Consider the following 22,745-nt stretch of genomic DNA (forward strand, 5'->3'; position numbering starts at 1 on the left):
AGGGCGGTCCGGCGGGCCCCGCGGGGCTCGGGCCCTGCGACGAGACGTCGGAGCAGGACCTGACGCTCGCCCTGGCCGCCGCCGAGGCGGGCGGCCCGAAGCCCGCGCCGCTCAGGGAGTACGTGGCCGAGCAGCCGGCGGCGCGGGGCAGGGCTCAGAGGATGACGTGCGGCAGGAAGCGGGCGTACTCGTCCGTGATCAGGCCCGCCGACTCCCGTATGCCGAGCCCCGCCGCCTCGTCCTCGACGACCCACGCACCGAGCACCACGCGGTTGCCGTCGAAGTCGGGCAGCGGGGCCAACTGCTGGTAGCAGCACGGCTCGTCGCGCGGCTCCGGCGGCGGGCCGTCCGGTTCGTGGACGGTGACGCCCGCGCCCTCGCGGCCGAGGAGCGGCTTGGCGACGTAGCCGCCGCGGGCGGCGAGCTCGCGCGGGCCGTCGAGGTAGGCCGGCAGCAGGTTCGGGTGGCCGGGGTACAGCTCCCAGAGGATCGCGAGCAGCGCCTTGTTGGAGAGCAGCATCTTCCAGGCGGGCTCGATCCAGCAGGTCGTGCCCGTACCGCCGCCGTTGTCGAGGGTGTCCAGGACGTACGGGCCGAAGCGGTCGGTGGCCAGCCACTCCCACGGGTAGAGCTTGAAGCAGCTGCGTATGAACCGCAGCCGGTCGTCCACGAACCGCCCCGAGAGCCGGTCCCAGCCGATCTGTTCGACCGACAGCGCCTCGGTGTCGAGCCCGGCCTGCTGCGCGGTCTCGCGCAGGTACGCGACCGTCATCAGGTCCTCGCCGAGTTCGTCGCCCTCGGAGTGGACGAAGTGGACGGGGTTGCCAGGCGGCAGCAGCGGAGCCTGGCGCCGCCAGGCGTCGACGAGCCGTTCGTGGAGGGAGTTCCACTGGTCGGCGCCGGGGAAACGATCCTCCATCCAGAACCACTGCGGGCTCGCCGCCTCGACCAGCGAGGTCGGGGTGTCGGCGTTGTACTCCAGCATCTTGGCCGGGCCCGTACCGTCGTACCGCAGGTCGAACCGTCCGTAGAGCGACGGCAGTTCGGCGCGGCGGCGCCAGGACTCGGCGACGAGGGAGGCGAGCCGGGGGTCGGTGAGCCCGAGGTCGGCGAACCGGTCGTGCTCGACGATGTGCGCGGCCGCCGCCAGACACATCGCGTGCAGCTCCTCGACGACCTCCTCCAGCGCCTCGACCTCGGGCAGCGTGAAGGAGTAGTACGCGCTCTCGTCCCAGTACGGGCGCAGGGAGTCGTCGGGGTAGCGCGTCAGGGGGTAGACGAGCCCCTGCTCCTCGACCGTCTGCTGCCAGCCGGGCCGGGGTTCGATCGTGTGCCGCCGCATGTCCGCAGAGTCTCCGCTCAGCCGCCGCTGGAACCGGAGCAGCCGAAGCCCCCGGTGTCGACGGCCTTCTTGTCGAAGCTGCCGCCGCTGACACGGTTGTCGCTGACGCTGCCGCCGTAGTAGTACGAGCCGCGGGCGGTGGTGCCGCCGGTGCCGCTGCCACTGCGGCTGCCGCTCTCGCACTCGTAGCTCGGGAGCTTCTCGCGCGTCAGCGGATCGACACACCGCTTGTCGGGCTCGGATCCGCAGGACGTGATCGTCGCCGCGAGGACCCCCATACCGCCGAGCACGACCGTGCTCGACCTCAGCCTGCGCATGATTCTGCCTCCCCATCCCGTGGTTGCGACCGCACAGTTTAGGCCGGTGCCCGGGCGGCCTCGCACTAGAGTCGTTTCGTGCTCCTTGGGATGATTTGCGCGCTGGCTTCCTCGCTCTGTTTCGGTATGGCGTCGGTCCTGCAGGCGCTCGGCGCGCGGGAGGTGAGCCCCGGGACGGGCGGCGGGGTGGACGTGGCCCTGCAACTGCGGGTGATGCGGCGGTGGCGCTATCTGTTCGGTCTCTCGCTGGACGGCATCGGCTTCGGGCTCCAGGTCGTCGCGCTGCTGACGCTGCCGATCTACATGGTGGGGGCGGCGCTCGCCGCGAGCCTGGCGGTCACGGCGGTGGCCGCGTCCTGGCTGCTCAAGGTCCGGCTGCACCGGGCGGAGTGGGCGGCGGTGGCCGTGGTGTGCCTGGGGCTCGTGATGCTCGCCCTTGCCTCCGGCGACGAGGGCGAGCAGAGCTCGTCGGAGCCGCTGCGGTGGGCGATGCTCGGGGCGGCGTTCGGGGTGCTGGGGCTCGGCGCGGCCGCCGGGCGGCTCCCCGGCCGGCCGCGGGCCCTGGCCCTGGGGCTCTGCGCGGGCTTCGGCTTCGGGGTGGTGGAGGTGGCGGTCCGGCTGATCGACAGCTGGTCCCTCGCGAACCCCGCGGTGTACGCGCTGATCCTGGGCGGCGGAACGGCGTACGTGCTGCTGACCTCCGCGCTGCAACGGGGCTCGGTGACGACGGCGACGGCGGGCGCGGTCCTCGGCGAGACGATCGGCCCGGCGCTGGTGGGCGTGGTCTGGCTCGGCGACCGGACGCGGGAGGGGCTGGCATGGCTGGCGATCCTGGGCTTCACCGTGGCGGTGGCGGGGGCGCTGGTACTGGCGCGATTCGGGGAACCCCCGACCCCGGCGACGGAGGAGGTGGGGGCGAGTGCGGGGGGCGCAGGGGCGGGAGGCGGGGCGTGAGGGGGCGGGGCGTGAGGGGGCGGGGCATGAGGGGGCGGGGCATGAGGGGGCGGGGCATGAGGGGGCGGGGCGTGGCCGGCCATGGGGGCAAGCCGGCGCTGGTCCCGCAGGGACGAGGCGCGGGCCTCCGCCGGGGCCCGTTACGTCGGCGGGAGGACTCGGCACAAGGCCGACAGGGCGCCTGACCATGCACTGTCCGGGGGTGTCGCGTAGCCGACCACCAGGCCGTCCTGGGTGCGGGGCACGTCCGGGTGGCGGAAGCGGTCCAGGCCGAGGACGGCCAGGCCCTGCCACGCGGCCGAGCGGACGACCTCCTGCTCCTGGCCCGGCGGCAGGCGCAGGACCGCGTGGAGGCCGGCCGCGATGCCGCTCACCCGGGTCTCCGGCGCCTGCGCGGCCACCGCCGCCACGAGCTCGTCGCGGCGCCGCCGGTAGCGCAGCCTCATCGCCCGTACATGCCGGTCGTACGCCCCCGAGCCGACAAGCTCCGCGAACGCCAGCTGGTCCAGCGCGCTGCCCGACCAGTCGCTGTGACCCTTCGCCGCGAGCACCTCGTCCAGCAGGCTCTCCGGCACCACCAGCCACGCCAACCGCAGCCCGGGCGCGAGGGACTTGCTGGTGGTGCCCAGGTAGACGACCCGCTCCGGATCGAGGCCCTGGAGCGCGCCGACGGGCTGCCGGTCGTAGCGGAACTCCCCGTCGTAGTCGTCCTCCAGGACGAGCCCGCCCGAGGACCGCGCCCAATCGATCGCCGCCACCCGCCGGTCGGGTGGGAGCGCGCCGCCGAGCGGGAACTGGTGCGCGGCCGTCATCAGCACCGCGCCCACGCTCCGCATCGCGCCCAGCCCCTCCGTCCGCGTGCCGCGCTCGTCGTACGGCAGTGCGGGCAGCCGCAGCCCCGTCCGGGTCAGCAACTCCCAGTGCAGGTCGAGCCCGTACGACTCGACCGCCACCTCCCGCACCCTCCGCCCCCGCAGCACCTCCCCCATGAGCCGCAGCCCGTGCACGAACCCCGAGCAGAGCACGATCCGTTCCGGCCGCGCGTACACGCCCCGGGCCCGCGCGAGGTACTCGGCGAGCACCGTGCGCAGTTCGATCCGGCCGCGCGGATCGCCGTAGCCGAAGGCCTCGTGCGGCGCCGCCGTCAGCGCGCGCCGGTAGGCCTTGAGCCACTCGGCGCGCGGGAAGGAGGCCAGATCGGGCGTGCCCGGCTTCAGGTCGTACGCCGGCCGGCCGGGCGCCTTCCTGGCCGCCGTCGCGCGCCGCGCTCCCCCGGCCGCCGCCGCCCGGCGCGGCACCGCGCGCTGCGCCGCCGACCGCTGCGCCACCCGAGTCCCCGAGCCCTGCCGGGCCGTCAGCCAGCCCTCCGCGACCAGCTCGGCGTAGGCGTCGGCGACCGTGTTGCGGGCGATACCGAGGTCCGCGGCGAGGGAGCGGGACGACGGCAGCCGTACGCCCGCCGCCAGACGCCCACTGCGCACCGCCTCACGCAGCGCGTCCATGAGCCCGGCGCGCAGCCCCGTACGCGACCCCGCGCCCGATGCGGCGTCCGATCCGCCGTCCGGCCCGGCGTCCGGTCCGGCCTCCGACTCGGTGTCCCGCCCGGCGGCCGGTCCCCTGCCCGGCCTCGTACCGAGTCCCCGTCCGCGCAGGTCAAGGTGGAGGTCGGCGCCGAAAGTGGCCCAGTCTTCTGCCATAGAAATGGACCATACTCCTGCGCCATCCGGCTCGTACGGTGGGAAGCATGACGACGACCACAGCCTCCGAAGCCACCACGCCCGAGTACGCCCACGAGCACGCCCCCCGCCTCAACTTCGGCGAGCGCGTCCCCGAGTTCTACCGGGCCATGCTGCGCCTCGAACAGGCCGCGGCCAAGGACATCGACCCCACCCTCTACCACCTGATCAAGACCAGGGCCTCGCAGATCAACCACTGCGCGTTCTGCATCGACATGCACACCAAGGACGCCCTCGCCGAGGGCGAGTCGGTGGAGCGGCTCGTCCAGCTCTCCGCCTGGCACGAGTCGCGGCACTTCTACACCGAGCGCGAGCTCGCCGCACTCGAACTGACCGAGGCCGTCACCGTCCTCACCGACGGCTTCGTCCCCGACGAGGTGTACGCGCGGGCCGCCGCCCACTTCGACGAGACGGAACTCGCCCGGGTGATCAGCGCCATCACCGTCATCAACGCCTGGAACCGCATCGCCGTCACCACGCGGATGACGCCCGGGCACTACACCCCCGGCCAGTACAAGAAGTAGGGCCGGACGGAAGGCCGGACGGAGCGCCGCCCGACGAAAAGACGCACCGCCCCCGGCCGTCGTGGCCGGGGGCGGTGCGTCGCGTGCGGGGTGTCCGCCGGGCTCGGTCTCAGATGAGGCCGAGCTCGCGGACGGCGTCGCGCTCCTCCGCCAGCTCCCGCACCGAGGCGTCGATGCGGGCGCGGGAGAACTCGTTGATGTCCAGGCCCTGGACGATCTCGTACCTGCCGTCCTTGCAGGTGACGGGGAACGAGGAGATCAGGCCCTCGGCGACGCCGTAGGAGCCGTCCGACGGGATGCCCATGGAGGTCCAGTTGCCCTCGGCGGTGCCGTTGACCCAGGTGTGGACGTGATCGATGGCGGCGTTGGCGGCGGAGGCGGCCGAGGACGCGCCACGGGCCTCGATGATCGCCGCACCGCGCTTGGCGACGGTCGGGATGAAGGTGTCGGCCAGCCACTGCTCGTCGGCGACGACCTCGGCGGCGTTCTTGCCGGCGATCTCCGCGTGGAAGATGTCCGGGTACTGGGTCGCCGAGTGGTTGCCCCAGATGGTGAGGCGCTTGATGTCCTCGACCGACGCACCGGTCTTGGCGGCCAGCTGCGACAGCGCGCGGTTGTGGTCCAGGCGGGTCATCGCGGTGAAGCGCTCGGCGGGCACGTCCGGGGCCGCGGCCTGGGCGATCAGGGCGTTGGTGTTGGCCGGGTTGCCGACGACGAGGACCTTGATGTCGTCCGCGGCGTGGTCGTTGATGGCCTTGCCCTGCGGCTTGAAGATGCCACCGTTGGCGGCGAGCAGGTCACCGCGCTCCATGCCCTTGGTGCGCGGGCGGGCGCCGACGAGCAGCGCCACGTTCGCACCCTCGAAGCCCTGGTTCGGGTCGTCGAAGATGTCGATGCCCTTGAGCAGCGGGAAGGCGCAGTCGTCGAGCTCCATGGCGGTGCCCTCGGCGGCCTTGACGCCCTGCGGGATCTCGAGGAGGCGCAGCTTGACCGGCACGTCCGCGCCGAGCAGGTGGCCGGAGGCGATGCGGAACAGCAGCGCGTAGCCGATCTGGCCGGCCGCGCCGGTCACGGTGACATTCACGGGAGTGCGGGTCATGGCGATCTCCGTAAGACAGCTGGCGGGTGGGGGTCCCTGCCCCGGGTGCTGGACAGCTCTTCTTGATCGATCGGTGTCTCGACGTGAAGAGATTTTCCAGCGGTCAGGCTATCCGACCCGGGACGGGTCGAACCCCCACCCCCTTGTGGTCCGGCTCACTGCCACCCGACCGGGGTCGACGCCTACCCCGACCGGGGTCAACGCCCAGCCCACCGGGGTCAACGCCCGCTCCGACCGGGGTCGACGTCCGCCCCGACCGGGGTCGACGTCCGCTCCGACCGGGGTCGACGTCCGCCCCGACCGGGGTCGACGTCCGCCCGGACCAGGGTCAGCGCCCACCCGCGCACGTCCGCGCGCCGTTCGTGAGCGTCACGCAGACGGTCGCCGCCGTTCCGTCGGTGACGGCGACCATCGGGGTGTACGCGTCGGGGTCCACGCCCACGGAGACGTCCTGGCTGCTCCCGGCGGCGGTCACGCTCACGGTGTCGCCCGGCGAGGCCCCGGTGATCCGCGCCCAGGCGGCGCCGCAGGCGCTGCTGAACCGCACCTCCAGCTGCCCGGCGGCGCCGAACGGCGTACGGGCGGTGGTGAAGGCGAACGGGCCGCCGCAGCCCATGACTTCGGGGTCCTGACCCGCACACGCGGCGCCCGAGCACGTCACTCCGACGGGGAGCGGCGTCGCCGTGACGTCCGGCCCTGAGCCGGGGGGCGTGGCGGACGGCCGGGTTCGGTCGGTGCCGTCGATGCCATCGATGCCGTCGGTGCCGTCGGTGCCGTCGGTGCCATCGGTGCCGTCGGTGCCGTCGCCGACGATGCCGCTCCCCGCACCGACGCTCCCGCCGCCGTCGCTGCCGCCGTCGCTGCCGCCGAGGTCGGCGAGGAGGACGGCGGCGGTGACGACGAGGAGGGCGCCGACGATCCCGGTGAGGAGCAGGAGGACGCGTACAGCGGCGCGGGGGCGGGGCCGGGAAGCCGGAGCCGCGACGTGGGCAGAGGCCGGCGACGGGGCGGTCGGCTGCGCGGGGGCGGAGGTTGACGGGGCGGCCGGCTGCGCGGGGGCGGAGGTTCCGGTGTCGTCGCCGAGCCCGGCAGCGCTGTGACCGTGGCCGAGGCCGACGCTCGTCTCCGTCGAGGTGTTGCCACTGGGAGCGGGTTCGGCGGCGGCCACCGCGTCGCGCGGGCGCGCGTCCCGGGGGCCTGGTGGGGTGCCCTTCCAGGCGCGTTCGGCCGCTTCCCACTCCACCGTGAGCCGTCCGACGTCGGTGCCGGTCGCCTCGGCGAGCGCGAGGACCGCCCTCCTGGGTGCGAGGAGGCGGCCGTCGAGATAACGGTCCCAGGCGGTCCTGCCGTAGCCGGTGCGGTCGGCCACGGCGGCGACGCTCAGCCCGCTGCCGTCGACGAGGCGACGTAACCGGTCCGCGAACGCCCGCACGTGCGGGTCGAGTTCGTCAGGCAGCGCCCGCCAACGAGGCATGTGCGGTTCCCCCTCGCCTCCTCGCGGCCCCCGCGAGGTTCCTCCCGCTCAGGATGGCAGGAAGGGGCGGGACGCGGGAGTGACGGAGTGGCGGAATGGTCACTTCCGTGCCACAACGGCCGGGCCGCCCTTGAACATCATTGGCACGTACATGACCCTCACAGAGGACGGCGCCCGCCCTCCCACGGGGGAGAGGGCGGGCGCCGTTCGCCCGGACACGACCTAGGTGATCGTCAGATGGAGGATGTCCTCCAGGAACGGGATCTTCAGCCAGGGGTCCGGCTGCACCATGAGCGCCAGCAGCACGATGAGCCCGCCCATGACCCCGTACGTGACCATGTCGGTGAACCGCGACCGTACGGCCAGCATGCCCACCGACGGCAGCGCGCGCCGCAGTGCCGCGCCGACGAGCAGGGCGATGCCGACGAGCATCGTCCCGACCCGGAACGACTGCGGGAACAGGTCCGTCCCGACGATCAGCAGACCCAGCCCGGTGAGGCCGAGCACGGTCAGCAGCGGCCACTGGCGCGCGGGCGCCGAGGCGTCACCCGCGGCGGCCCGCCCGCCCCCTTCGGGGCGCGCGGTGTCGGTCGTGAGCGACGGGGGCCGCCGCCGCGCGTGTGCGGGGACGGCCGGGACACCGGCCACCCCGGCCGCCGTACCGGATTCCGCGCCGGAGTCCGTCCCGGATTCCGTACGGGATGGCGTACCGGATTCCGTACGGGAGGAGTCGGAGCCGCTGTCGGCGTCGGCGTCGTTGTCGACCACCGCGCCGTCGACGCCCTCGGCACGCTCGGCACGCCTGACGCCCTCGATGTCCGAAGACCCGTCCGCAGCGCCCGCCGCACCGGAGCCCGGCCCCACCGTGAGCCTCTTGACCCCCTCGACGCCCTCGATGCCCCCGGCACCCTCCGCGCCCTCGGCGCCCTCGGCGCCCGGCGCGTCGCCGCCTACCACCCGCGACGTCATCGTCAGAGGGCCGCGGCCGCGCGCTCGGCGGCCTCGACGACGTTGACGAGCAGCTGCGCGCGGGTCATCGGGCCCACGCCGCCGGGGTTCGGGGAGATCCAGCCCGCGACCTCGCTCACCCCCGGATGCACGTCACCGACGATCTTGCCCTCGCCGTCGCGCGAGACGCCGACGTCCAGGATGGCCGCGCCCGCCTTCACGTCCTCCGGCTTGATCAGGTGCGGCACGCCCGCCGCCGCGACGATGATGTCCGCCCGCCGCAGGTGCCCGGCGAGGTCGCGCGTACCGGTGTGGCACTGCGTCACCGTCGCGTTCTCCGAGCGCCGCGTGAGCAGCAACGGCATGGGGCGGCCGATCGTGACGCCGCGGCCGACGACCACGACCTCCGCGCCGTTGATCTCCACGCCGTGGTTGCGCAGCAGGGTGATGATGCCGTTGGGGGTGCACGGCAGCGGCGCCGGCTCGTTCAGCACGAGCCGGCCCAGGTTCGTCGGGTGCAGGCCGTCGGCGTCCTTGGCCGGGTCCATCAGCTCCAGGACGCGGTTCTCGTCGATCCCCTTGGGCAGCGGGAGCTGGACGATGTAACCGGTGCAGGCGGGGTCCTCGTTGAGCTCCCGTACGACCGCCTCGATCTCCTCCTGCGTGGCGGTCGCGGGCAGTTCGCGCTGGATCGAGGCGATGCCGACCTGCGCGCAGTCGCGGTGCTTGCCCGCGACGTACTTCTGGCTGCCCGGGTCGTCGCCGACCAGGATCGTGCCGAGGCCGGGCGTGACGCCCTGCTCCTTGAGGGCCGCCACGCGGACGGCCAGTTCGGTCTTGATCGCGGCTGCGGTGGCCTTGCCATCGAGAATCTGGGCGCTCATGGGCCCATCCTCCCGGATGACCCCTCGCTAGTTCCAATTCGGCCCCGCGCGGACGGCACGCGGGCGGCACGGGGGCGGCACGCGGGCGGCGGGAACGCTTCGCGGGAAGGTTGCACTCGCACAACGCGCTGCGTATCGACTGGACAAAAAGTCGACGGTGCGACGACGATGTCGGCGAACTGCCGCGGGCAGTGCCGGGGGGCAAATCGCTCATAAGGTGTGAAAGCTCCTCCGTCGCGGGCCGCGTCGTCCCCGCACAGACCAACGGAGGAACCCGCGATGAGCTTCGGCGAACCGAACAACCCCTATGGCCAGCAGCCGCAGGGGCAGCAGCCGGGCTACGGCTACCCCCAGCAGCAGGGTCAGCAGCCCGGCTACGGCTACCCGCAGGCTCCCCCGATCCAGCAGCCGTACGGCGCCGGCGGCTACCCGGGGGCGACGATGGAGATGCCGGGCGGTGTGAAGTCGGCCCGCGTGATCCTCTGGATCATGAGCGCCCTCAACGTGCTCGGCGCGTTCGCCGTCATCGGCCTCTCGTTCACCCTCGACAGCGAGCTCGCGAACTCCGGCACCTCGTCGGCCGAGGCGGACGCCTTCGCCGACCTGGGCCAGGGCCTGATGATCGGCGTCGGGATCTTCTCCCTGATCATCGGCGCGCTGGGCATGGTGCTCGCCGCCAAGTTCAAGACGGGTGGCAGCGGCGTTCGCGTCTGCACCATCGTCTACGCCTCGTTCATGGTGCTCTTCAGCATCTTCTCGCTGCCCGTGGGCATCATCAGCCTCGCGCTGGGCGTCCTGATCATCGTCTTCGTGGCGAAGGCGGACGGCGCGGCCTGGTTCAACCGCCAGAAGCAGCAGTACTGATCACCTGATCGCCTGATCAGGTGATCGCCTGATCGCCTGCCTCGGCCATGCCGAAGGGGCCCGGTTCCGCTCTCGGAACCGGGCCCCTTCGGCATACCCCCGGCCTGCCCGGAGCGGATCAGCCGGATCAGCTCCGCTTGAGCACCACGAACTGTCCCGTCCGCGCGGACACCTCGTACCGCACCTCCGGGTGCAGCTGCGACGCCAGCCGCACCGGGTCGGTCACCGGCTGGGACCAGCCCGAGGAGAGGTCGAGCGCGAGGTAGTCGGGGCTGACGCCCTGCGCCCCGCCCACCCAGTAGACCTTCCGGTCGGCGGTGAGGTGGGCCATCAGCGGGACGTTCGTCTCCACGCTCGCCCCCGTCGGCACCGCGTCGACCGCCTGCCGGGCCTCCAGCGTCCGGGCGTCCGTACGGTACGTCTCCGAGCGCAGCAGCTCCCGCAGCGGCAGGTCGAGGGCGATCACGATCGCGACGGCCGTGACGACCGGGACGACGACCCTGCCGTACGCCACGAGCCACGCGCGCGGCGAGGTGCGGACGGTGCGGACGGCGTCGACCAGGGCGAGGAAGACGATCGGCATCAGGATGGCGCTGTAGTGCCAGATCATCCCCCAGTGGTTCGGGTCCTGGGAGAGGAAGCGCCAGCCGAGCGTGGGCAGCACCAGCAGCATCAGCGGGGAGCGCAGCGCGAGGAAGCCGGTGATGCCGACGAGGAAGAAGACCATCTCCCACTTCACGTCGGAGCCGAGCGAACCGAGCAGCACCTGCACGAAGGAGACCTCGGCGCCCTCGTTCGACTTCTCGATCTTGGCCCAGTAGTCGTACTGGCCGACCCGGCTCGCCGCCGGGATCAGGACCAGGACCGTGAGCGCGAAGAACGCGGCTCCGAAGGAGGCGAGGGCCGCGCCGAGCCGCTTCTGGCCCTTGAGGAAGAGCACCGCGCCGACCATGGCGACGGTGAGCCCCATGTCCTCCTTGACCAGGACCAGGGGCGCGGACCAGGCGACGGCGGCGGCCCAGCGCCCGAGGAGCAGGGCGCGGCAGGTCAGCGCGAGCATCGGCACGGCGAAGGCGATCTCGTGGAAGTCGGACTTGACCGCCTCCTGGAGGCCCCAGGACAGGCCGTAGGCGAGGGCGAGCCCGAGGCCCGCGGCGCGGCTGCCGAGCACCTGGTGGGCCGTGCGTCCGACGACGGCGGCGGAGGCCGCGAAGAGCGCGGCCTGCGCGAAGAGGAGCGCGAGCGGGGAGGACCAGATCCAGTACAGGGGCGCGAGGAGCGCCGTCACGGGACTGAAGTGGTCCCCGAGTATGAGGAAGCCGGGGCCCTTGATGTCGACGATCGGCGCCCGGAACTCGGCGTAGGCCCGGACGGCCTGGTTGAAGATCCCGAGGTCCCAGGAGGGCGTACGGAAGTGCGCGTACTGGACCCAGGAGTAGAGGAAGTAGAGCGCGCAGAGCACGCCCGCCACCAGGGCGTACGGCCCCAGGGGCGCCTCGGCGAGTCCGCTCCGGGGCGGTCCGGCGCGGCCGGTCTCCGGGGCGGTGGTCTCCGCCACCCCGTTCTGTACATCCAACACCGCGCCCCCACCTGCAAGCCGCCGACAAAAGAGCAATCCATTAGACCAGAGCGCTCCGGGCGGTCCCACAGGCCGAAACCGGGCGGCCCCACAGCCCGAAACGGACGGGCCCGCGAATCGGGCGGCGGCGGACGGGCGGACGGGCGGACGGGCGGACGGCCCGCCGGTACGTCACGTACCGGCGGGCCGTCCGTTCCTCACTCGCCGCTCAGTGGAAGAAGTGGCGAGCGTCCTCGTTCGCCGCTCAGTGGAAGAAGTGGCGCGTGCCCGTGAAGTACATCGTCACGCCGGCCTTCGTCGCCGCCTCGACGACCTGCTCGTCCCGCACCGAGCCGCCCGGCTGCACGACCGCCTTCACGCCCGCCGCCGTGAGGATCTCCAGGCCGTCGGGGAACGGGAAGAAGGCGTCCGAGGCCGCGTACGAGCCGCGCGCCCGCTCCTCGCCCGCGCGCTCGACCGCGAGCTTCGCGGAGTCGACGCGGTTGACCTGGCCCATGCCGACGCCGACCGAGGCGCCGTCCTTGGCGAGCAGGATCGCGTTGGACTTGACCGCGCGGCAGGCCTTCCAGGCGAAGGCGAGCTCGGCCAGCTCCGCCTCGGAGAGGGCGTCGCCCGCCGCCAGGGTCCAGTTCGCCGGGTCGTCGCCGTCGGCCTGGAGGCGGTCGGTGACCTGGAGGAGCGCGCCGCCGTCGATCGGCTTGACCTCGACCGGGTTGGCCGGGGCGCCCTCGGCCCGCAGGACGCGGATGTTCTTCTTCTTCGCGAGGACCTCGACGGCGCCGTCCTCGTAACCGGGGGCGACGACGACCTCGGTGAAGATCTCGGCCACCTGCTCGGCCATCGCGACGGAGACCGGCCGGTTGACGGCGATCACGCCGCCGAACGCCGACAGCGGGTCACAGGCGTGCGCCTTGCGGTGCGCCTCGGCGACGTCCGCACCGACGGCGATGCCGCACGGGTTGGCGTGCTTGATGATCGCGACGCAGGGTTCGGTGTGGTCGTACGCGGCCCGGCGCGCGGCGTCGGTGTCCGTGTAGTTGTTGTACGACATCTCCTTGCCGTGCAGCTGCTCGGCCTCGGCGAGGCCGCCGGTGCCGTCGACGTAGAGCGCGGCGCCCTGGTGCGGGTTCTCGCCGTAGCGCAGCACGTTGGAGCGCTCGTAGGTGGCGCCCAGGAAGTCCGGGAAGTCACCCGCGGCGGAGCCGCTGTCCGACACGGTGTCCGCGGCGGCGTAGTCGGCGGCGAACCAGGACGCGACCGCCACGTCGTACGCGGCGGTGTGCTGGAAGGCCTCCGCCGCCAGACGCTTGCGGGTGGCGAGCTCGAAACCGCCCTCACGGGCCGCCGCGAGGACGTCGGCGTACCGCTCCGGGCTGGTGACCACGGCGACCGACGGGTGGTTCTTGGCGGCGGCGCGGACCATCGACGGGCCGCCGATGTCGATCTGCTCGACGCACTCGTCGGGGGTCGCGCCGGAGGCGACGGTCTCCTTGAACGGGTACAGGTTCACGACCACCAGGTCGAAGGGCTCGACGCCCAGCTCGGCGAGCTGGTTGCGGTGGTCCTCCAGACGCAGGTCGGCGAGGATTCCGGCGTGCACGCGCGGGTGGAGGGTCTTGACCCGACCGTCCAGGCACTCGGGGAAGCCGGTGAGCTCCTCGACCTTGGTGACCGGGACGCCGGCCGCGGCGATCTTCGAGGCGGTGGAGCCGGTGGAGACGAGGGCGACACCCGCCTCGTGCAGGCCGCGGGCCAGCTCCTCAAGGCCGGTCTTGTCGTAGACGCTGACGAGTGCGCGGCGGATGGGGCGCTTCGTACCTTCGGCGGTCACGGGATTGTTACCTTTCGTCCCTCAATGCGGTAGCCGTGCCGGGCCAGACGCCCCACGACCTCGACGAGCAGCGAACGCTCGACTTCCTTGATGCGCTCATGGAGAGCGGCTTCATCGTCCTCGTCCCGGACCTCGACCACGCCCTGGGCGATGATCGGTCCGGTGTCGACGCCGTCGTCGACGAAGTGGACGGTGCATCCGGTGACCTTCGCGCCGTACGCGAGTGCGTCCCGCACTCCATGGGCACCGGGAAAACTGGGCAGCAGCGCCGGGTGGGTGTTGACGACCCGGCCGTCGAAGCGGCCGAGGAACTCCTTGCCGACGATCTTCATGAAGCCGGCCGAGACGACGAGGTCGGGCTCGTACGCGGCGGTGGCCTCGGTCAGGGCGCGGTCCCACTCCTCGCGCGACCCGTGGTCCTTCACCCGGCAGACGAAGGTGGGGAGCCCGGCGCGCTCGGCCCGCTCCAGACCGGCGATGTTGTCGCGGTCGGCGCCGACGGCGACGATCTCGGCGCCGTACCCTTCGGGGCCGGCGGGGTCGGCGGCGATCGCGTCGAGGAGGGCCTGGAGGTTGGTGCCGGAGCCGGAGACCAGGACGACGAGGCGGGCGGCGGCCACTGGGTCACTCTTTCCGTGGTGTTTGTAGGGTCGCACGAACGAATCGTGCCTCTGCATACGGGGAACCCTACGAAGGGCCCGACCGTCAGCAACGATACCGGCACACCGGAAGGCCCCCACGGGACGGGGGCGCGGCCGGGGGGTAGCGTCGGGGTTCGACAACAGTTGAGACAGCAGTTGAGACAGCGATCGCGACAGCAGTTGCGACCGCAGTGGCGACGACAGAGGGAAGACGTTCAGCAGATGCCGGAACGCCAGTCCACGGACGACAACAATCCGTTCGCGCCGCCGCCCGAGGGGCAGCCGGACCAGCCGTGGCAGCCGCGGCGGCCGGAGGGCTCGGGCGACGACGCGTCGTCCGGGTCGTCCGGGCCCTCCGACGGCTCCGACGGTTCCGGGCGCTCCGGAGGCCGCTGGAGCCCCCGCCAGCCCGGCCGCTCCTCCGACGGTTTCGGCCGCCGCCCGGAGCGCCCCTCCGGTCCGGACGGCCAGGGCAAGGAGCCGGGGCCCAAGTGGGACCCCAAGGACCCGATGCAGCGACGGGCGCGGTACTCGCTGCTCGCGGGCATGTGGGCCTTCTTCTTCGCCCTCTTCGAGATCCAGGAGCTGGCGCTGCTGCTGGGCGCCCTGGGTCTGTACTGGGCGATCAGCGCCCTGCGCGCCAAGCCGAAGGCGCAGGGCGCGCAGACCGCCGCCACTGCCGCTGCCGCTGAGGCGCAGGGACAGGCGGGACAGGCGGGACAGGCGATGGTCCGTGGGCAGGTGGAGAGCCCGTCCGCTCCGCAGCCGCCCGCCCGGACGGGGTCCGGCTCCAACCTGGCCGCCCGGACGCAGCGCACGGCGGCGGTGAGCGGTCTGATCGCGGCGGCGCTGTCCCTGCTGATCGTCGCGGGCAGCTTCACCATCCAGATGGTCTACCGCGACTTCTACACCTGCGCGGACGACGCCCTGACCAAGTCGGGCCAGCTTGCCTGCAACGAGCTGCTGCCGGAGCCCCTGCGGGACATCTTCGGCGTACGGGAGTAGGCGCCGGCCGCCCTACGCGTCGTCGCCCTCCGCCCCCGGAGCCGCCGGATCCCCCGGCGTCACCGGGGGCGGCGGCGTCACCGGGTGCGGCGGCGTCACGAGGGGCGGCGGTGTCACCGGGGGCGGCGGCGTCACGAGGGGCGGCGGCGTCCGTTCCCAGGCCGCCGGGAGGAAGTCGTACGGCTCGAAGCCGGCCTCGTCGTACGCATAGCCGTAGCCGTACCCGCCCCCGACGGCACCCTCGCCCCCGTTCTCGCTCGCCCCGTCGTTCGCGTCCGCGATGCCGGGCAGCGGTCCGGGGGCCTTCTGCGGCTGGGACTCCTCCGGGGCCCGGAACGAGGGCCGGAACGGCAGCCGGAACGGCATCCGGAACGAGGGCCGGAACGAGGGCCGGAACGAGGGCGGCCGGGACGGAGCGCCGGACGGGGCCGGGATCGCGGCCGGTGCCGGTGCCGGTGCGGGGCCCGGGGGCAGGTCCGGGGCCGGGACCGGGACAGGGATCCGCGCGTGGGGCGTCGCCGTCGGCTCGGGCGCCTGCTTCCTGCCGCGCAGGCCCCAGGCCCGTACGCCCAGGGCCGCCGGTACCCCCACCGCCCCGCACCACAGCACCGCCGCCGCCCCGGTCTGCCACCACACGGGGCCGAACGCCGCGAGCCGCCCCGAGCCGAGCGGACCACCGGCGGCCGCCGTGAGCAGGGCCGTCACCACGCCGCACGCCCAGGCGCCGAGCAGGGCCGTAAGCGCCGCCTCCCGGCCCGTCCAGGACCGCGCCGACCGGCCGACTCCCGCGCCGAGGACCACGGCCGCCACGAGCGGGACCGCCGCGGCGGCCCCGTGCACCCAGCCGCCCGGCCCCTCGCCGGGCAGGGCCGCCAGGAGCGGGAAGGGCGGGAGGGCCGCGGTCCCGGTGACGCCCAGCGGGGTGGCCGAGGCGCCCGTACCGAGCGCGAACCCGGGCCCGAGACCGTACGAGGTCCCCCACACCGCCGCGTTCGGCACCAGCGCGGCGGCCAGCAGCAGGACCGTCACGCGCCCCCACCACTCCCCCGTGAGCCCGGCGTACGACTCCTGCGCGGCGGCCGCGTGCCAGACCAGCGAGGCGCCGAACACCGCCGCCCCACCGGCCGAGAGGACCACCAGCGCCGGTCCCGCCGAGCGCAGGGCCACGGCCGCCTGCTCCTGCCGCGGGAGGGGCCGCCCGGCCGCCGTCCACACGCCGAGCCCCGCGGAGACGGCCAGGGTCAGGGGCAGCCACAGACCGGCGCTCGCCAGGTCGGCGGGGAGCGAACCGCTCGCCGCGTAGAGCACGACAGCGGCCGCGACCAGCAGGTACCCGCCGCAGACGGCCGCCACGGCCGCCATCCCCGCTGCCGTCCCGGCTGCCGCCCTCGCGGCCGTCCCGGCTGCCGTCCTGGCTGCCGTCCCGGCTGCCGCCCTCGCGGCCGTCCCGGCTGCCGTCCTGGCTGCCGCGGAGTCGTCGGTCTCCTCCATGTACGGCTCCAGCGTGTCCCGCGCCGCCCGGTGCACCAGCCAGGCCGGCAGCGCCATGAGCAGCAACGGGGCGACCCCGAGCGGCGCGGGCGCGCCCGAGAGCGTGTCCGTGCGGATCAGGTCCACGCCGTGGGCGAGCAACCACAGCCCCGCCGCCGTGTGCAGGGCCTCGCCGGGACCGCTGTCGGGATACGGCGAGCTGATCCAGGCCGCCGTCACCAGGACCGCGAGCGCCCCGAGTCCGAGCCCCGCCGCGACCCCGCCGCGCACGAAGGCGGCCGCGACGGCGGCGGACCGGCCGCCCCGGACCAGCGGCTCGGCCGGAAACGAGGGGGTGTGCTCGGTCAGTTGGGTCACGCGCCCATGCTGCCAACGACACGCGCTTTTCTCACGTAACAGGCAAAACGCCGTTGTGTCGCTCAAGATACGTTTATGTACTTTTCCGCCCGGAGCTGCCCTGCGGGAGGTAGTCGCCGATGAACCGGTCCATGCCCTCTCCCAAAGAGCGGCGCAGACTGCGCGAAGCCAAAGGACTGACCGAGGACCAGGTCGCAGAGGCCATGGGGGTCACGCGGGCCACGGTCAGGTCCTGGGAGACCGGTCGCACCACACCCCGTGGGCGCAAGCAGGACGCCTACGCCAAACTGATCGGCGCGTACGAGTCCGAGGACGCACCCGGTTCCACGCCCGACGAGCCCCAGCCCGCGCCGATGCTCCATCAGGAGCGTGAGCAGGACCAGGAGCAGGAGCAGGAGAAGGCACGGTCCCGGGAGCGGGCACGGAAGCGGGGGCGAGAGCGAGAGCGGGAGTCTGCCGAGCCCGCGAGGCCGCTCGCCGCGAAGCCCACCGCCGGCAAGCCGTCCGCGAACACCCGCCCAAGAGCCGCGACGAAGCGCGCCGCGAAGCCTCCCAAGGCCCCTGCGGCGGCGGCCCTCGGCATCGGCTCAGGCACGGGCCTCAGCTCGGACCAGCCAGCGTCGGGTTCCCACTCCGGCTCTGCCTCGGACTCGGGCCCGGCCCCGGGCTCGGGCTCGGGCTCGGGCTCCGCTTCCGGCACCGGCACCGGCACCGACACCGACACCGACACCGACACCGTGTCCGACCCCGGTCAGCAGGCCCCGCGCCCGGTGCGGGCAGGCGCTTCGGGTGCCCAACAGCCCCTGGAGAGACGGGAATCGGTGGAGACCTCACCCGCGCCCACGCGGGAGCGGGCCTCCCACGAGCCCGAACCGGACCCCGAACTTGCCGCGCCCCAGGCGTCGGCCGAACCCGTCGAGCTCCCGCTCACCCCGGAGCAGGCCTTCGACGCCCTCTACGCGCACGCGGCGCCCGGGCTCGTCCACCAGACGTATCTGCTCACCGGCCGCCGTCGGCTCTCCCGGGAGTCCGTCGAGCACGCCTTCCACCACGCCTGGGAGCACTGGCCGGAGGTCGCGGTCGACCGGGATCCGGTGGGCTGGGTGCGGGCGGCGGCGTACGAGTACGCGCTCTCCCCCTGGCACCGACTGCGCCGCAGCCACAAGCACCCCGACGCCCCGCCGACCGAGGCCGGCCGGCGGAACCTGCTCGCGGCGCTGCTCGAACTGCCGCCGCCGTACCGCCGTACCGTCCTGCTCTACGACGGGCTCGGCCTCGACCTGCCCGACACGGCGGCCGAGACCGAGGCGAGCACCCCCGCCGCCGCCAACCGCCTGCTGCACGCCCGCACCGTCATCGCCGAGCGCGTGCCCGAGCTGGCCGACCCCGAGGCCCTCCAGCGACGGCTGGCCTCTCTGGTCGCGGAGGCGCCGACGGCGACGCTCGCGGACGCCCGGACCGTACGGTCGGGCAGCGACCGGCGCGCGCGGCTGTGGACGCGGGCGGTGCTCGGCGTGACGGCGGCGCTCATCGGGGCGACGGCCTTCACCGTCGCGACCGCGCCGACGCAGTACCTGCCGGTGATCCACCCCGGCGAGTCCGTCATCGGCGTGCCCGAGCGCGGTGGCTCGCCGAAGCTGACGCCGCAGGACGTGCGGCTGCGCGACACCCTCCGCTCCCAGCCCCACCACGGCCCGGAGCGACTGGTCCCCGCCCCGCACTAGCGGCGGGAGCGGGGCGCGTACGGCGGAAACCTGCGGGCGGGCGCGTGCGACGGGAGCCTGCGGGCGGGCGCGTACAGCGGGCGCGTGCGACGGGCTCGCGCGACGGGCTCGTACGGCGGGCTCGTACGGCGGGCTCGTACGGCGGGCTCGCGCGACGGGCTCGTACGGCGGGCTCGTACGGCGGGCTCGCGCGACGGGCTCGTACGGCGGGCACGTGCGGCGGGCTCGCGCGACGGGCTCGTACGGCGGGAGCCCATTCCGCTCCGCGCGGACGCGAGTGGGCCCCGCCCCCGCCCGGTTTCCCGGGAGGGGGCGGGGCCCACCTGTGCGGTTGAGACGCTGCGTCAGCCCGCGAGGATGGCGCGCGCCAGCTTGGCCGTCTCGGTCGGCGTCTTGCCGACCTTGACGCCGGCGGCCTCGAGGGCCTCCTTCTTCGCCTGGGCGGTGCCGGAGGAGCCGGAGACGATGGCGCCGGCGTGGCCCATGGTCTTGCCCTCGGGCGCGGTGAAGCCCGCGACGTAGCCGACGACCGGCTTGGTGACGCTCGACGCGATGAAGTCCGCCGCACGCTCCTCGGCGTCGCCGCCGATCTCACCGATCATGACGATCAGGTCGGTGTCGGGGTCGGCCTCGAACGCCGCCAGGGCGTCGATGTGCGTGGTGCCGATGACCGGGTCGCCACCGATGCCGACGGCGGACGAGAAGCCGATGTCACGGAGCTCGTACATCATCTGGTACGTCAGCGTGCCGGACTTCGAGACCAGGCCGATGCGGCCCGGCTTCGTGATGTCGCCCGGGATGATGCCGGCGTTGGACTGGCCCGGGGTGATGAGACCGGGGCAGTTCGGGCCGATGATGCGGGTCTTGTTGCCCTTCGACTGCGCGTACGCCCAGAAGGCGGCGGAGTCGTGGACGGCGATGCCCTCGGTGATGACGACGGCCAGCGGGATCTCGGCGTCGATCGCCTCGACCACGGCGGCCTTGGCGAAGGCCGGCGGGACGAAGAGGACGGAGACGTCCGCGCCCGTCTTCTCCATCGCCTCGGCGACGGAGCCGAAGACCGGGACCTCGGTGCCGTCGAAGTCGACGGTCGTGCCGGCCTTGCGCGGGTTCACGCCACCGACGATGTTGGTGCCGTCACCCAGCATGAGCTTGGTGTGCTTCATGCCCGTGGCACCGGTCATGCCCTGGACGATGACCTTGCTGTCCTTGGTGAGGAAGATAGCCATGGTGTGCTTGACCTCGTCCCTTACTTCGCAGCCGCGAGCTCGGCGGCCTTGTCGGCCGCGCCGTCCATGGTGTCCACACGCTGCACCAGCGGGTGGTTCGCGTCCGACAGGATCTTGCGACCCAGCTCCGCGTTGTTGCCGTCGAGGCGCACGACCAGCGGCTTGGTGACCTCTTCGCCCTTGGAGGCGAGGAGCTCCAGGGCCTGGACGATGCCGTTGGCGACCTCGTCACAGGCGGTGATGCCACCGAAGACGTTGACGAACACGGACTTGACGTCCGGGTCGCCCAGGATGATCTCCAGGCCGTTCGCCATGACCTCGGCGGAGGCGCCGCCACCGATGTCGAGGAAGTTGGCCGGCTTCACGCCGCCGTGGTTCTCACCGGCGTACGCGACGACGTCCAGGGTCGACATGACCAGACCGGCGCCGTTGCCGATGATGCCGACCTCGCCGTCCAGCTTGACGTAGTTGAGGTTCTTGGCCTTGGCAGCAGCCTCGAGCGGGTTGGCTGCGTCCTTGTCCTCGAGCGCCTCGTGCTCCGGCTGGCGGAAGTCGGCGTTGGCGTCCAGGGACACCTTGCCGTCCAGGGCCAGGATGTCGCCGGAGGCGACCTTGGCCAGCGGGTTCACCTCGACGAGGAGCGCGTCCTCGGCGACGAAGGTGTCCCACAGGGTGACCATGACCTCGGCGACCTTCTCGGCGACCTCGGCCGGGAACTGCGCCTGGGCGACGATCTCGCGGGCCTTCTCGATGGTCACGCCGTCGACGGCGTTGACCGGCACCTTCGCGAGCTTCTCGGGGGTCGTCGCGGCGACCTCCTCGATGTCCATGCCACCGGCCACGGAGGCCATGGCGAGGAAGGTGCGGTTGGTGCGGTCGAGGAGGTACGAGACGTAGTACTCCTCGAGGATCTCCGGAGCGGTCTCCGCGATCATCACCTTGTGGACCGTGTGGCCCTTGATGTCCATCCCGAGGATGTCCGTCGCGCGGGCGACGGCCTCGTCCGGGGTGGCGGCCAGCTTCACGCCGCCGGCCTTGCCGCGGCCGCCGACCTTCACCTGCGCCTTGACGACCGACTTGCCGCCAAGACGCTCGGTGGCCTCGCGCGCCGCCTCAGGCGTGTCGATGACTTCACCGGCCAGCACCGGTACACCGTGCTTGGCGAAGAGGTCCCTCGCCTGGTACTCGAACAGGTCCACGCGCGTCCGTCCCTTTTCTGATGATCGCGGTTCGTTGTCTGCGTGGGCGTGCCGCGAAGGGCAACGTGACTGCGCTGTCACAAGGGAGGCGTACACGGTGTCCGTGGACGCGGCATGTCCGTCCCGCAGGTTATCCCCGCAGGACGTGGGTCCCTAAATCGCAGGTCACACCGGAGCGGTGATACGGGTCACAGATCGTAGGGGTACGGGGGCGGTCCGTGGAGGACCGGGCCGGTGACCTCGGCGCCCTCGGCACAGGTGGGAAAGGGGCTCCGGCTGTCTCACGACCCGCCCGGCCCCGAAGTGAGGAACCGGACGGCCGCGCTGTGATATGAGCCTCAGTGCGCCCGGGGGCGCCCTCCCGTGCGGCTCTGCGGCTACGGATTCCGCAGGCCCCCGGCGGTGTCCGGCACCGGCAGCGGGCGCTTCTCGATCGCCGCCGCCATCACCTCCGGGAAGAGGTCGGGGGTGCAGGCGAAAGCGGGCGCGCCGAGGGCGGCGAGGGCCGCCGCGTGCTCGCGGTCGTAGGCGGGGGCGCCCTCGTCGGAGAGGGCGAGCAGGGCGACGAACTGCACCCCGGACGCCTTCATCGCGGCGACCCGCTTCAGCATCTCGTCGCGGATGCCCCCTTCGTAGAGGTCGCTGATGAGGACGACGACGGTGTCGGCCGGGCGGGTGATCCGGGCCTGGCAGTACGCGAGGGCCCGGTTGATGTCGGTGCCGCCGCCCAGCTGGGTGCCGAAGAGGACGTCGACCGGATCGTCGAGCTGGTCGGTCAGGTCGACGACGGCCGTGTCGAAGACGACGAGCCGGGTGGCGATGGCCCGCATGGAGGCGAGGACCGCGCCGAACACGGAGGCGTAGACGACCGAGGCCGCCATGGAGCCGGACTGGTCGATGCAGAGGACGACGTCCTTCTTGACCGACTGGGCGGCGCGGCCGTAGCCGATGAGGCGCTCGGGGACGACCGTGCGGTGCTCGGGCAGATAGTTCTTGAGGTTGGCGCGGATGGTGCGGTCCCAGTCGATGTCCCGGTGGCGGGGGCGGCTGATCCGGGCGGAGCGGTCGAGCGCGCCGGTGAGCGTGGCGCGGGTGCGGGTGGCGAGGCGCTTCTCCAGGTCGTCGACGACCTTGCGGACGACGGCTCGGGCGGTCTCCTTGGTCGTCTCGGGCATGACCTTGTTGAGGGAGAGCAGCGTGCCGACGAGGTGCACGTCGGCCTCGACGGCCTCCAGCATCTCGGGCTCCAGGAGGAGCGTGGCGAGCCCGAGGCGGTCGATGGCGTCGCGCTGCATGACCTGGACGACGGAGCTGGGGAAGTACGTCCTGATGTCCCCGAGCCAGCGGGCGACGGAGGGCGCGGAGGCGCCGAGCCCGGCGGACCGGTCGCTTCCGGCGGGGCGGTTGTCGGCGCGGCGGCCGCCGGTCCGGCCGTCGCCCTTGCCGTAGAGCGCGGTCAGGGCTCCGTCCATGGCGGCGTCCGTGCCGGTGAGGGCGCAGCCGGTGCCGTCGGCCTCGCCGCCGCCGAGGACCATGCGCCAGCGACG

At 73.2% G+C, this 22,745-nt stretch carries 19 protein-coding genes; 5 read left to right on the plus strand and 14 right to left on the minus strand.

Going from position 1 to position 22,745, the window contains the following annotated elements:
• Positions 1–154: 154 nt before the first annotated feature.
• Together ACIPPS_RS04660 and ACIPPS_RS04665 are read right to left on the minus strand one after the other, a co-directional pair.
• Positions 155–1,342, minus strand: coding sequence for a glutathionylspermidine synthase family protein (locus ACIPPS_RS04660; protein WP_401426777.1), 1,188 nt, complete (start codon positions 1,340–1,342; stop codon positions 155–157).
• A gap of 17 nt (positions 1,343–1,359) precedes the next feature.
• Positions 1,360–1,659, minus strand: coding sequence for a hypothetical protein (locus tag ACIPPS_RS04665; RefSeq protein WP_401426779.1), 300 nt, complete (start codon positions 1,657–1,659; stop codon positions 1,360–1,362).
• Positions 1,660–1,749: 90 nt separating this feature from the next.
• Between ACIPPS_RS04665 and ACIPPS_RS04670 the strand changes: the two genes are divergently transcribed.
• The gene (locus tag ACIPPS_RS04670; protein ID WP_401426782.1) at positions 1,750–2,613 is read left to right on the plus strand and encodes a hypothetical protein; all 864 of its coding nucleotides are present in this window, start codon (positions 1,750–1,752) and stop codon (positions 2,611–2,613) included.
• Positions 2,614–2,753: 140 nt separating this feature from the next.
• On the opposite strand, the gene ACIPPS_RS04675 is transcribed toward ACIPPS_RS04670, so the two are convergent.
• Complete coding sequence (locus tag ACIPPS_RS04675) at positions 2,754–4,115, minus strand: PLP-dependent aminotransferase family protein (RefSeq protein WP_401427219.1); 1,362 nt, start codon at positions 4,113–4,115, stop codon at positions 2,754–2,756.
• A 242-nt stretch (positions 4,116–4,357) separates the two neighbouring features.
• On the opposite strand from ACIPPS_RS04675, the gene ACIPPS_RS04680 reads away from it, so the two are divergent.
• Entirely contained in the window at positions 4,358–4,873 is a 516-nt protein-coding gene (locus ACIPPS_RS04680; protein WP_401426785.1) for a carboxymuconolactone decarboxylase family protein, read from the plus strand.
• Positions 4,874–4,982: 109 nt separating this feature from the next.
• Here the strand turns inward: ACIPPS_RS04680 and ACIPPS_RS04685 are convergent, their stop codons facing one another.
• The 4 genes from ACIPPS_RS04685 to ACIPPS_RS04700 form a co-directional block, all read right to left on the minus strand.
• The gene (locus ACIPPS_RS04685) at positions 4,983–5,972 is read right to left on the minus strand and encodes a malate dehydrogenase (protein WP_401426788.1); all 990 of its coding nucleotides are present in this window, start codon (positions 5,970–5,972) and stop codon (positions 4,983–4,985) included.
• Positions 5,973–6,300: 328 nt separating this feature from the next.
• The gene (locus tag ACIPPS_RS04690; RefSeq protein ID WP_401426790.1) at positions 6,301–7,446 is read right to left on the minus strand and encodes a DUF2690 domain-containing protein; all 1,146 of its coding nucleotides are present in this window, start codon (positions 7,444–7,446) and stop codon (positions 6,301–6,303) included.
• A 222-nt stretch (positions 7,447–7,668) separates the two neighbouring features.
• A complete protein-coding gene (locus ACIPPS_RS04695) occupies positions 7,669–8,415 on the minus strand; it encodes a DUF3017 domain-containing protein (RefSeq protein WP_401426792.1) in 747 nt (248 codons plus the stop codon).
• 2 nt (positions 8,416–8,417) lie between these two features.
• Positions 8,418–9,278, minus strand: coding sequence for a bifunctional methylenetetrahydrofolate dehydrogenase/methenyltetrahydrofolate cyclohydrolase (locus tag ACIPPS_RS04700; RefSeq protein ID WP_401426794.1), 861 nt, complete (start codon positions 9,276–9,278; stop codon positions 8,418–8,420).
• A gap of 279 nt (positions 9,279–9,557) precedes the next feature.
• Between ACIPPS_RS04700 and ACIPPS_RS04705 the strand changes: the two genes are divergently transcribed.
• Complete coding sequence (locus ACIPPS_RS04705) at positions 9,558–10,142, plus strand: hypothetical protein (protein WP_401426797.1); 585 nt, start codon at positions 9,558–9,560, stop codon at positions 10,140–10,142.
• Positions 10,143–10,269: 127 nt separating this feature from the next.
• Here the strand turns inward: ACIPPS_RS04705 and ACIPPS_RS04710 are convergent, their stop codons facing one another.
• From ACIPPS_RS04710 to purN, 3 genes are all read right to left on the minus strand, one after another.
• Positions 10,270–11,721, minus strand: coding sequence for a DUF2079 domain-containing protein (locus ACIPPS_RS04710; RefSeq protein ID WP_401426800.1), 1,452 nt, complete (start codon positions 11,719–11,721; stop codon positions 10,270–10,272).
• A gap of 244 nt (positions 11,722–11,965) precedes the next feature.
• A complete protein-coding gene (gene purH / locus ACIPPS_RS04715; RefSeq protein ID WP_401426802.1) occupies positions 11,966–13,552 on the minus strand; it encodes a bifunctional phosphoribosylaminoimidazolecarboxamide formyltransferase/IMP cyclohydrolase in 1,587 nt (528 codons plus the stop codon).
• Positions 13,549–14,172 (minus strand): phosphoribosylglycinamide formyltransferase, encoded by a 624-nt coding sequence (gene purN / locus ACIPPS_RS04720; RefSeq protein WP_401426804.1) that lies wholly within the window; start codon positions 14,170–14,172, stop codon positions 13,549–13,551. The genes purH and purN overlap by 4 nt, the downstream gene beginning before the upstream one ends.
• 243 nt (positions 14,173–14,415) lie before the next feature.
• On the opposite strand from purN, the gene ACIPPS_RS04725 reads away from it, so the two are divergent.
• Positions 14,416–15,198, plus strand: coding sequence for a hypothetical protein (locus ACIPPS_RS04725; RefSeq protein ID WP_401426807.1), 783 nt, complete (start codon positions 14,416–14,418; stop codon positions 15,196–15,198).
• 12 nt (positions 15,199–15,210) lie between these two features.
• Here the strand turns inward: ACIPPS_RS04725 and ACIPPS_RS04730 are convergent, their stop codons facing one another.
• The gene (locus ACIPPS_RS04730) at positions 15,211–17,046 is read right to left on the minus strand and encodes a DUF6350 family protein (RefSeq protein ID WP_401426810.1); all 1,836 of its coding nucleotides are present in this window, start codon (positions 17,044–17,046) and stop codon (positions 15,211–15,213) included.
• A gap of 131 nt (positions 17,047–17,177) precedes the next feature.
• Here ACIPPS_RS04730 and ACIPPS_RS04735 point away from each other — a divergent pair, with 131 nt between their 5' ends.
• Positions 17,178–18,770 (plus strand): sigma factor-like helix-turn-helix DNA-binding protein, encoded by a 1,593-nt coding sequence (locus tag ACIPPS_RS04735; RefSeq protein ID WP_401426812.1) that lies wholly within the window; start codon positions 17,178–17,180, stop codon positions 18,768–18,770.
• Positions 18,771–19,114: 344 nt separating this feature from the next.
• Here ACIPPS_RS04735 and sucD read toward each other — a convergent pair whose 3' ends face one another.
• The 3 genes from sucD to ACIPPS_RS04750 form a co-directional block, all read right to left on the minus strand.
• Positions 19,115–19,999: a succinate--CoA ligase subunit alpha gene (gene sucD, locus ACIPPS_RS04740; protein ID WP_401426815.1), complete on the minus strand. Its 885-nt coding sequence runs from the start codon at positions 19,997–19,999 to the stop codon at positions 19,115–19,117.
• Between the two features lie 20 nt (positions 20,000–20,019).
• Positions 20,020–21,198, minus strand: a complete 1,179-nt coding sequence (gene sucC / locus ACIPPS_RS04745) for an ADP-forming succinate--CoA ligase subunit beta (protein WP_401426817.1) — start codon at positions 21,196–21,198, stop codon at positions 20,020–20,022.
• A 377-nt stretch (positions 21,199–21,575) separates the two neighbouring features.
• Complete coding sequence (locus ACIPPS_RS04750; protein WP_401427222.1) at positions 21,576–22,733, minus strand: VWA domain-containing protein; 1,158 nt, start codon at positions 22,731–22,733, stop codon at positions 21,576–21,578.
• Between the last annotated feature and the right edge of the window lie 12 nt (positions 22,734–22,745).

Origin of the sequence: Streptomyces sp. NPDC090127, assembly GCF_044746945.1 — a bacterium.
Classification (GTDB): domain Bacteria; phylum Actinomycetota; class Actinomycetes; order Streptomycetales; family Streptomycetaceae; genus Streptomyces.

Coding starts and splice junctions, on each gene's coding strand:
- ACIPPS_RS04675 (WP_401427219.1), bottom strand. CDS start 4,115: ATGGACGCGCTGCGTGAGGCGGTGCGCAGTGGGCGTCTGGCGGCGGGC.
- ACIPPS_RS04665 (WP_401426779.1), bottom strand. CDS start 1,659: ATGCGCAGGCTGAGGTCGAGCACGGTCGTGCTCGGCGGTATGGGGGTC.
- ACIPPS_RS04705 (WP_401426797.1), top strand. CDS start 9,558: ATGAGCTTCGGCGAACCGAACAACCCCTATGGCCAGCAGCCGCAGGGG.
- ACIPPS_RS04695 (WP_401426792.1), bottom strand. CDS start 8,415: ATGACGTCGCGGGTGGTAGGCGGCGACGCGCCGGGCGCCGAGGGCGCC.
- sucD (WP_401426815.1), bottom strand. CDS start 19,999: ATGGCTATCTTCCTCACCAAGGACAGCAAGGTCATCGTCCAGGGCATG.
- ACIPPS_RS04700 (WP_401426794.1), bottom strand. CDS start 9,278: ATGAGCGCCCAGATTCTCGATGGCAAGGCCACCGCAGCCGCGATCAAG.
- ACIPPS_RS04670 (WP_401426782.1), top strand. CDS start 1,750: ATGATTTGCGCGCTGGCTTCCTCGCTCTGTTTCGGTATGGCGTCGGTC.
- ACIPPS_RS04680 (WP_401426785.1), top strand. CDS start 4,358: ATGACGACGACCACAGCCTCCGAAGCCACCACGCCCGAGTACGCCCAC.
- ACIPPS_RS04750 (WP_401427222.1), bottom strand. CDS start 22,733: ATGGTCCTCGGCGGCGGCGAGGCCGACGGCACCGGCTGCGCCCTCACC.
- ACIPPS_RS04735 (WP_401426812.1), top strand. CDS start 17,178: ATGCCCTCTCCCAAAGAGCGGCGCAGACTGCGCGAAGCCAAAGGACTG.
- ACIPPS_RS04690 (WP_401426790.1), bottom strand. CDS start 7,446: ATGCCTCGTTGGCGGGCGCTGCCTGACGAACTCGACCCGCACGTGCGG.
- ACIPPS_RS04660 (WP_401426777.1), bottom strand. CDS start 1,342: ATGCGGCGGCACACGATCGAACCCCGGCCCGGCTGGCAGCAGACGGTC.
- ACIPPS_RS04725 (WP_401426807.1), top strand. CDS start 14,416: ATGCCGGAACGCCAGTCCACGGACGACAACAATCCGTTCGCGCCGCCG.
- ACIPPS_RS04685 (WP_401426788.1), bottom strand. CDS start 5,972: ATGACCCGCACTCCCGTGAATGTCACCGTGACCGGCGCGGCCGGCCAG.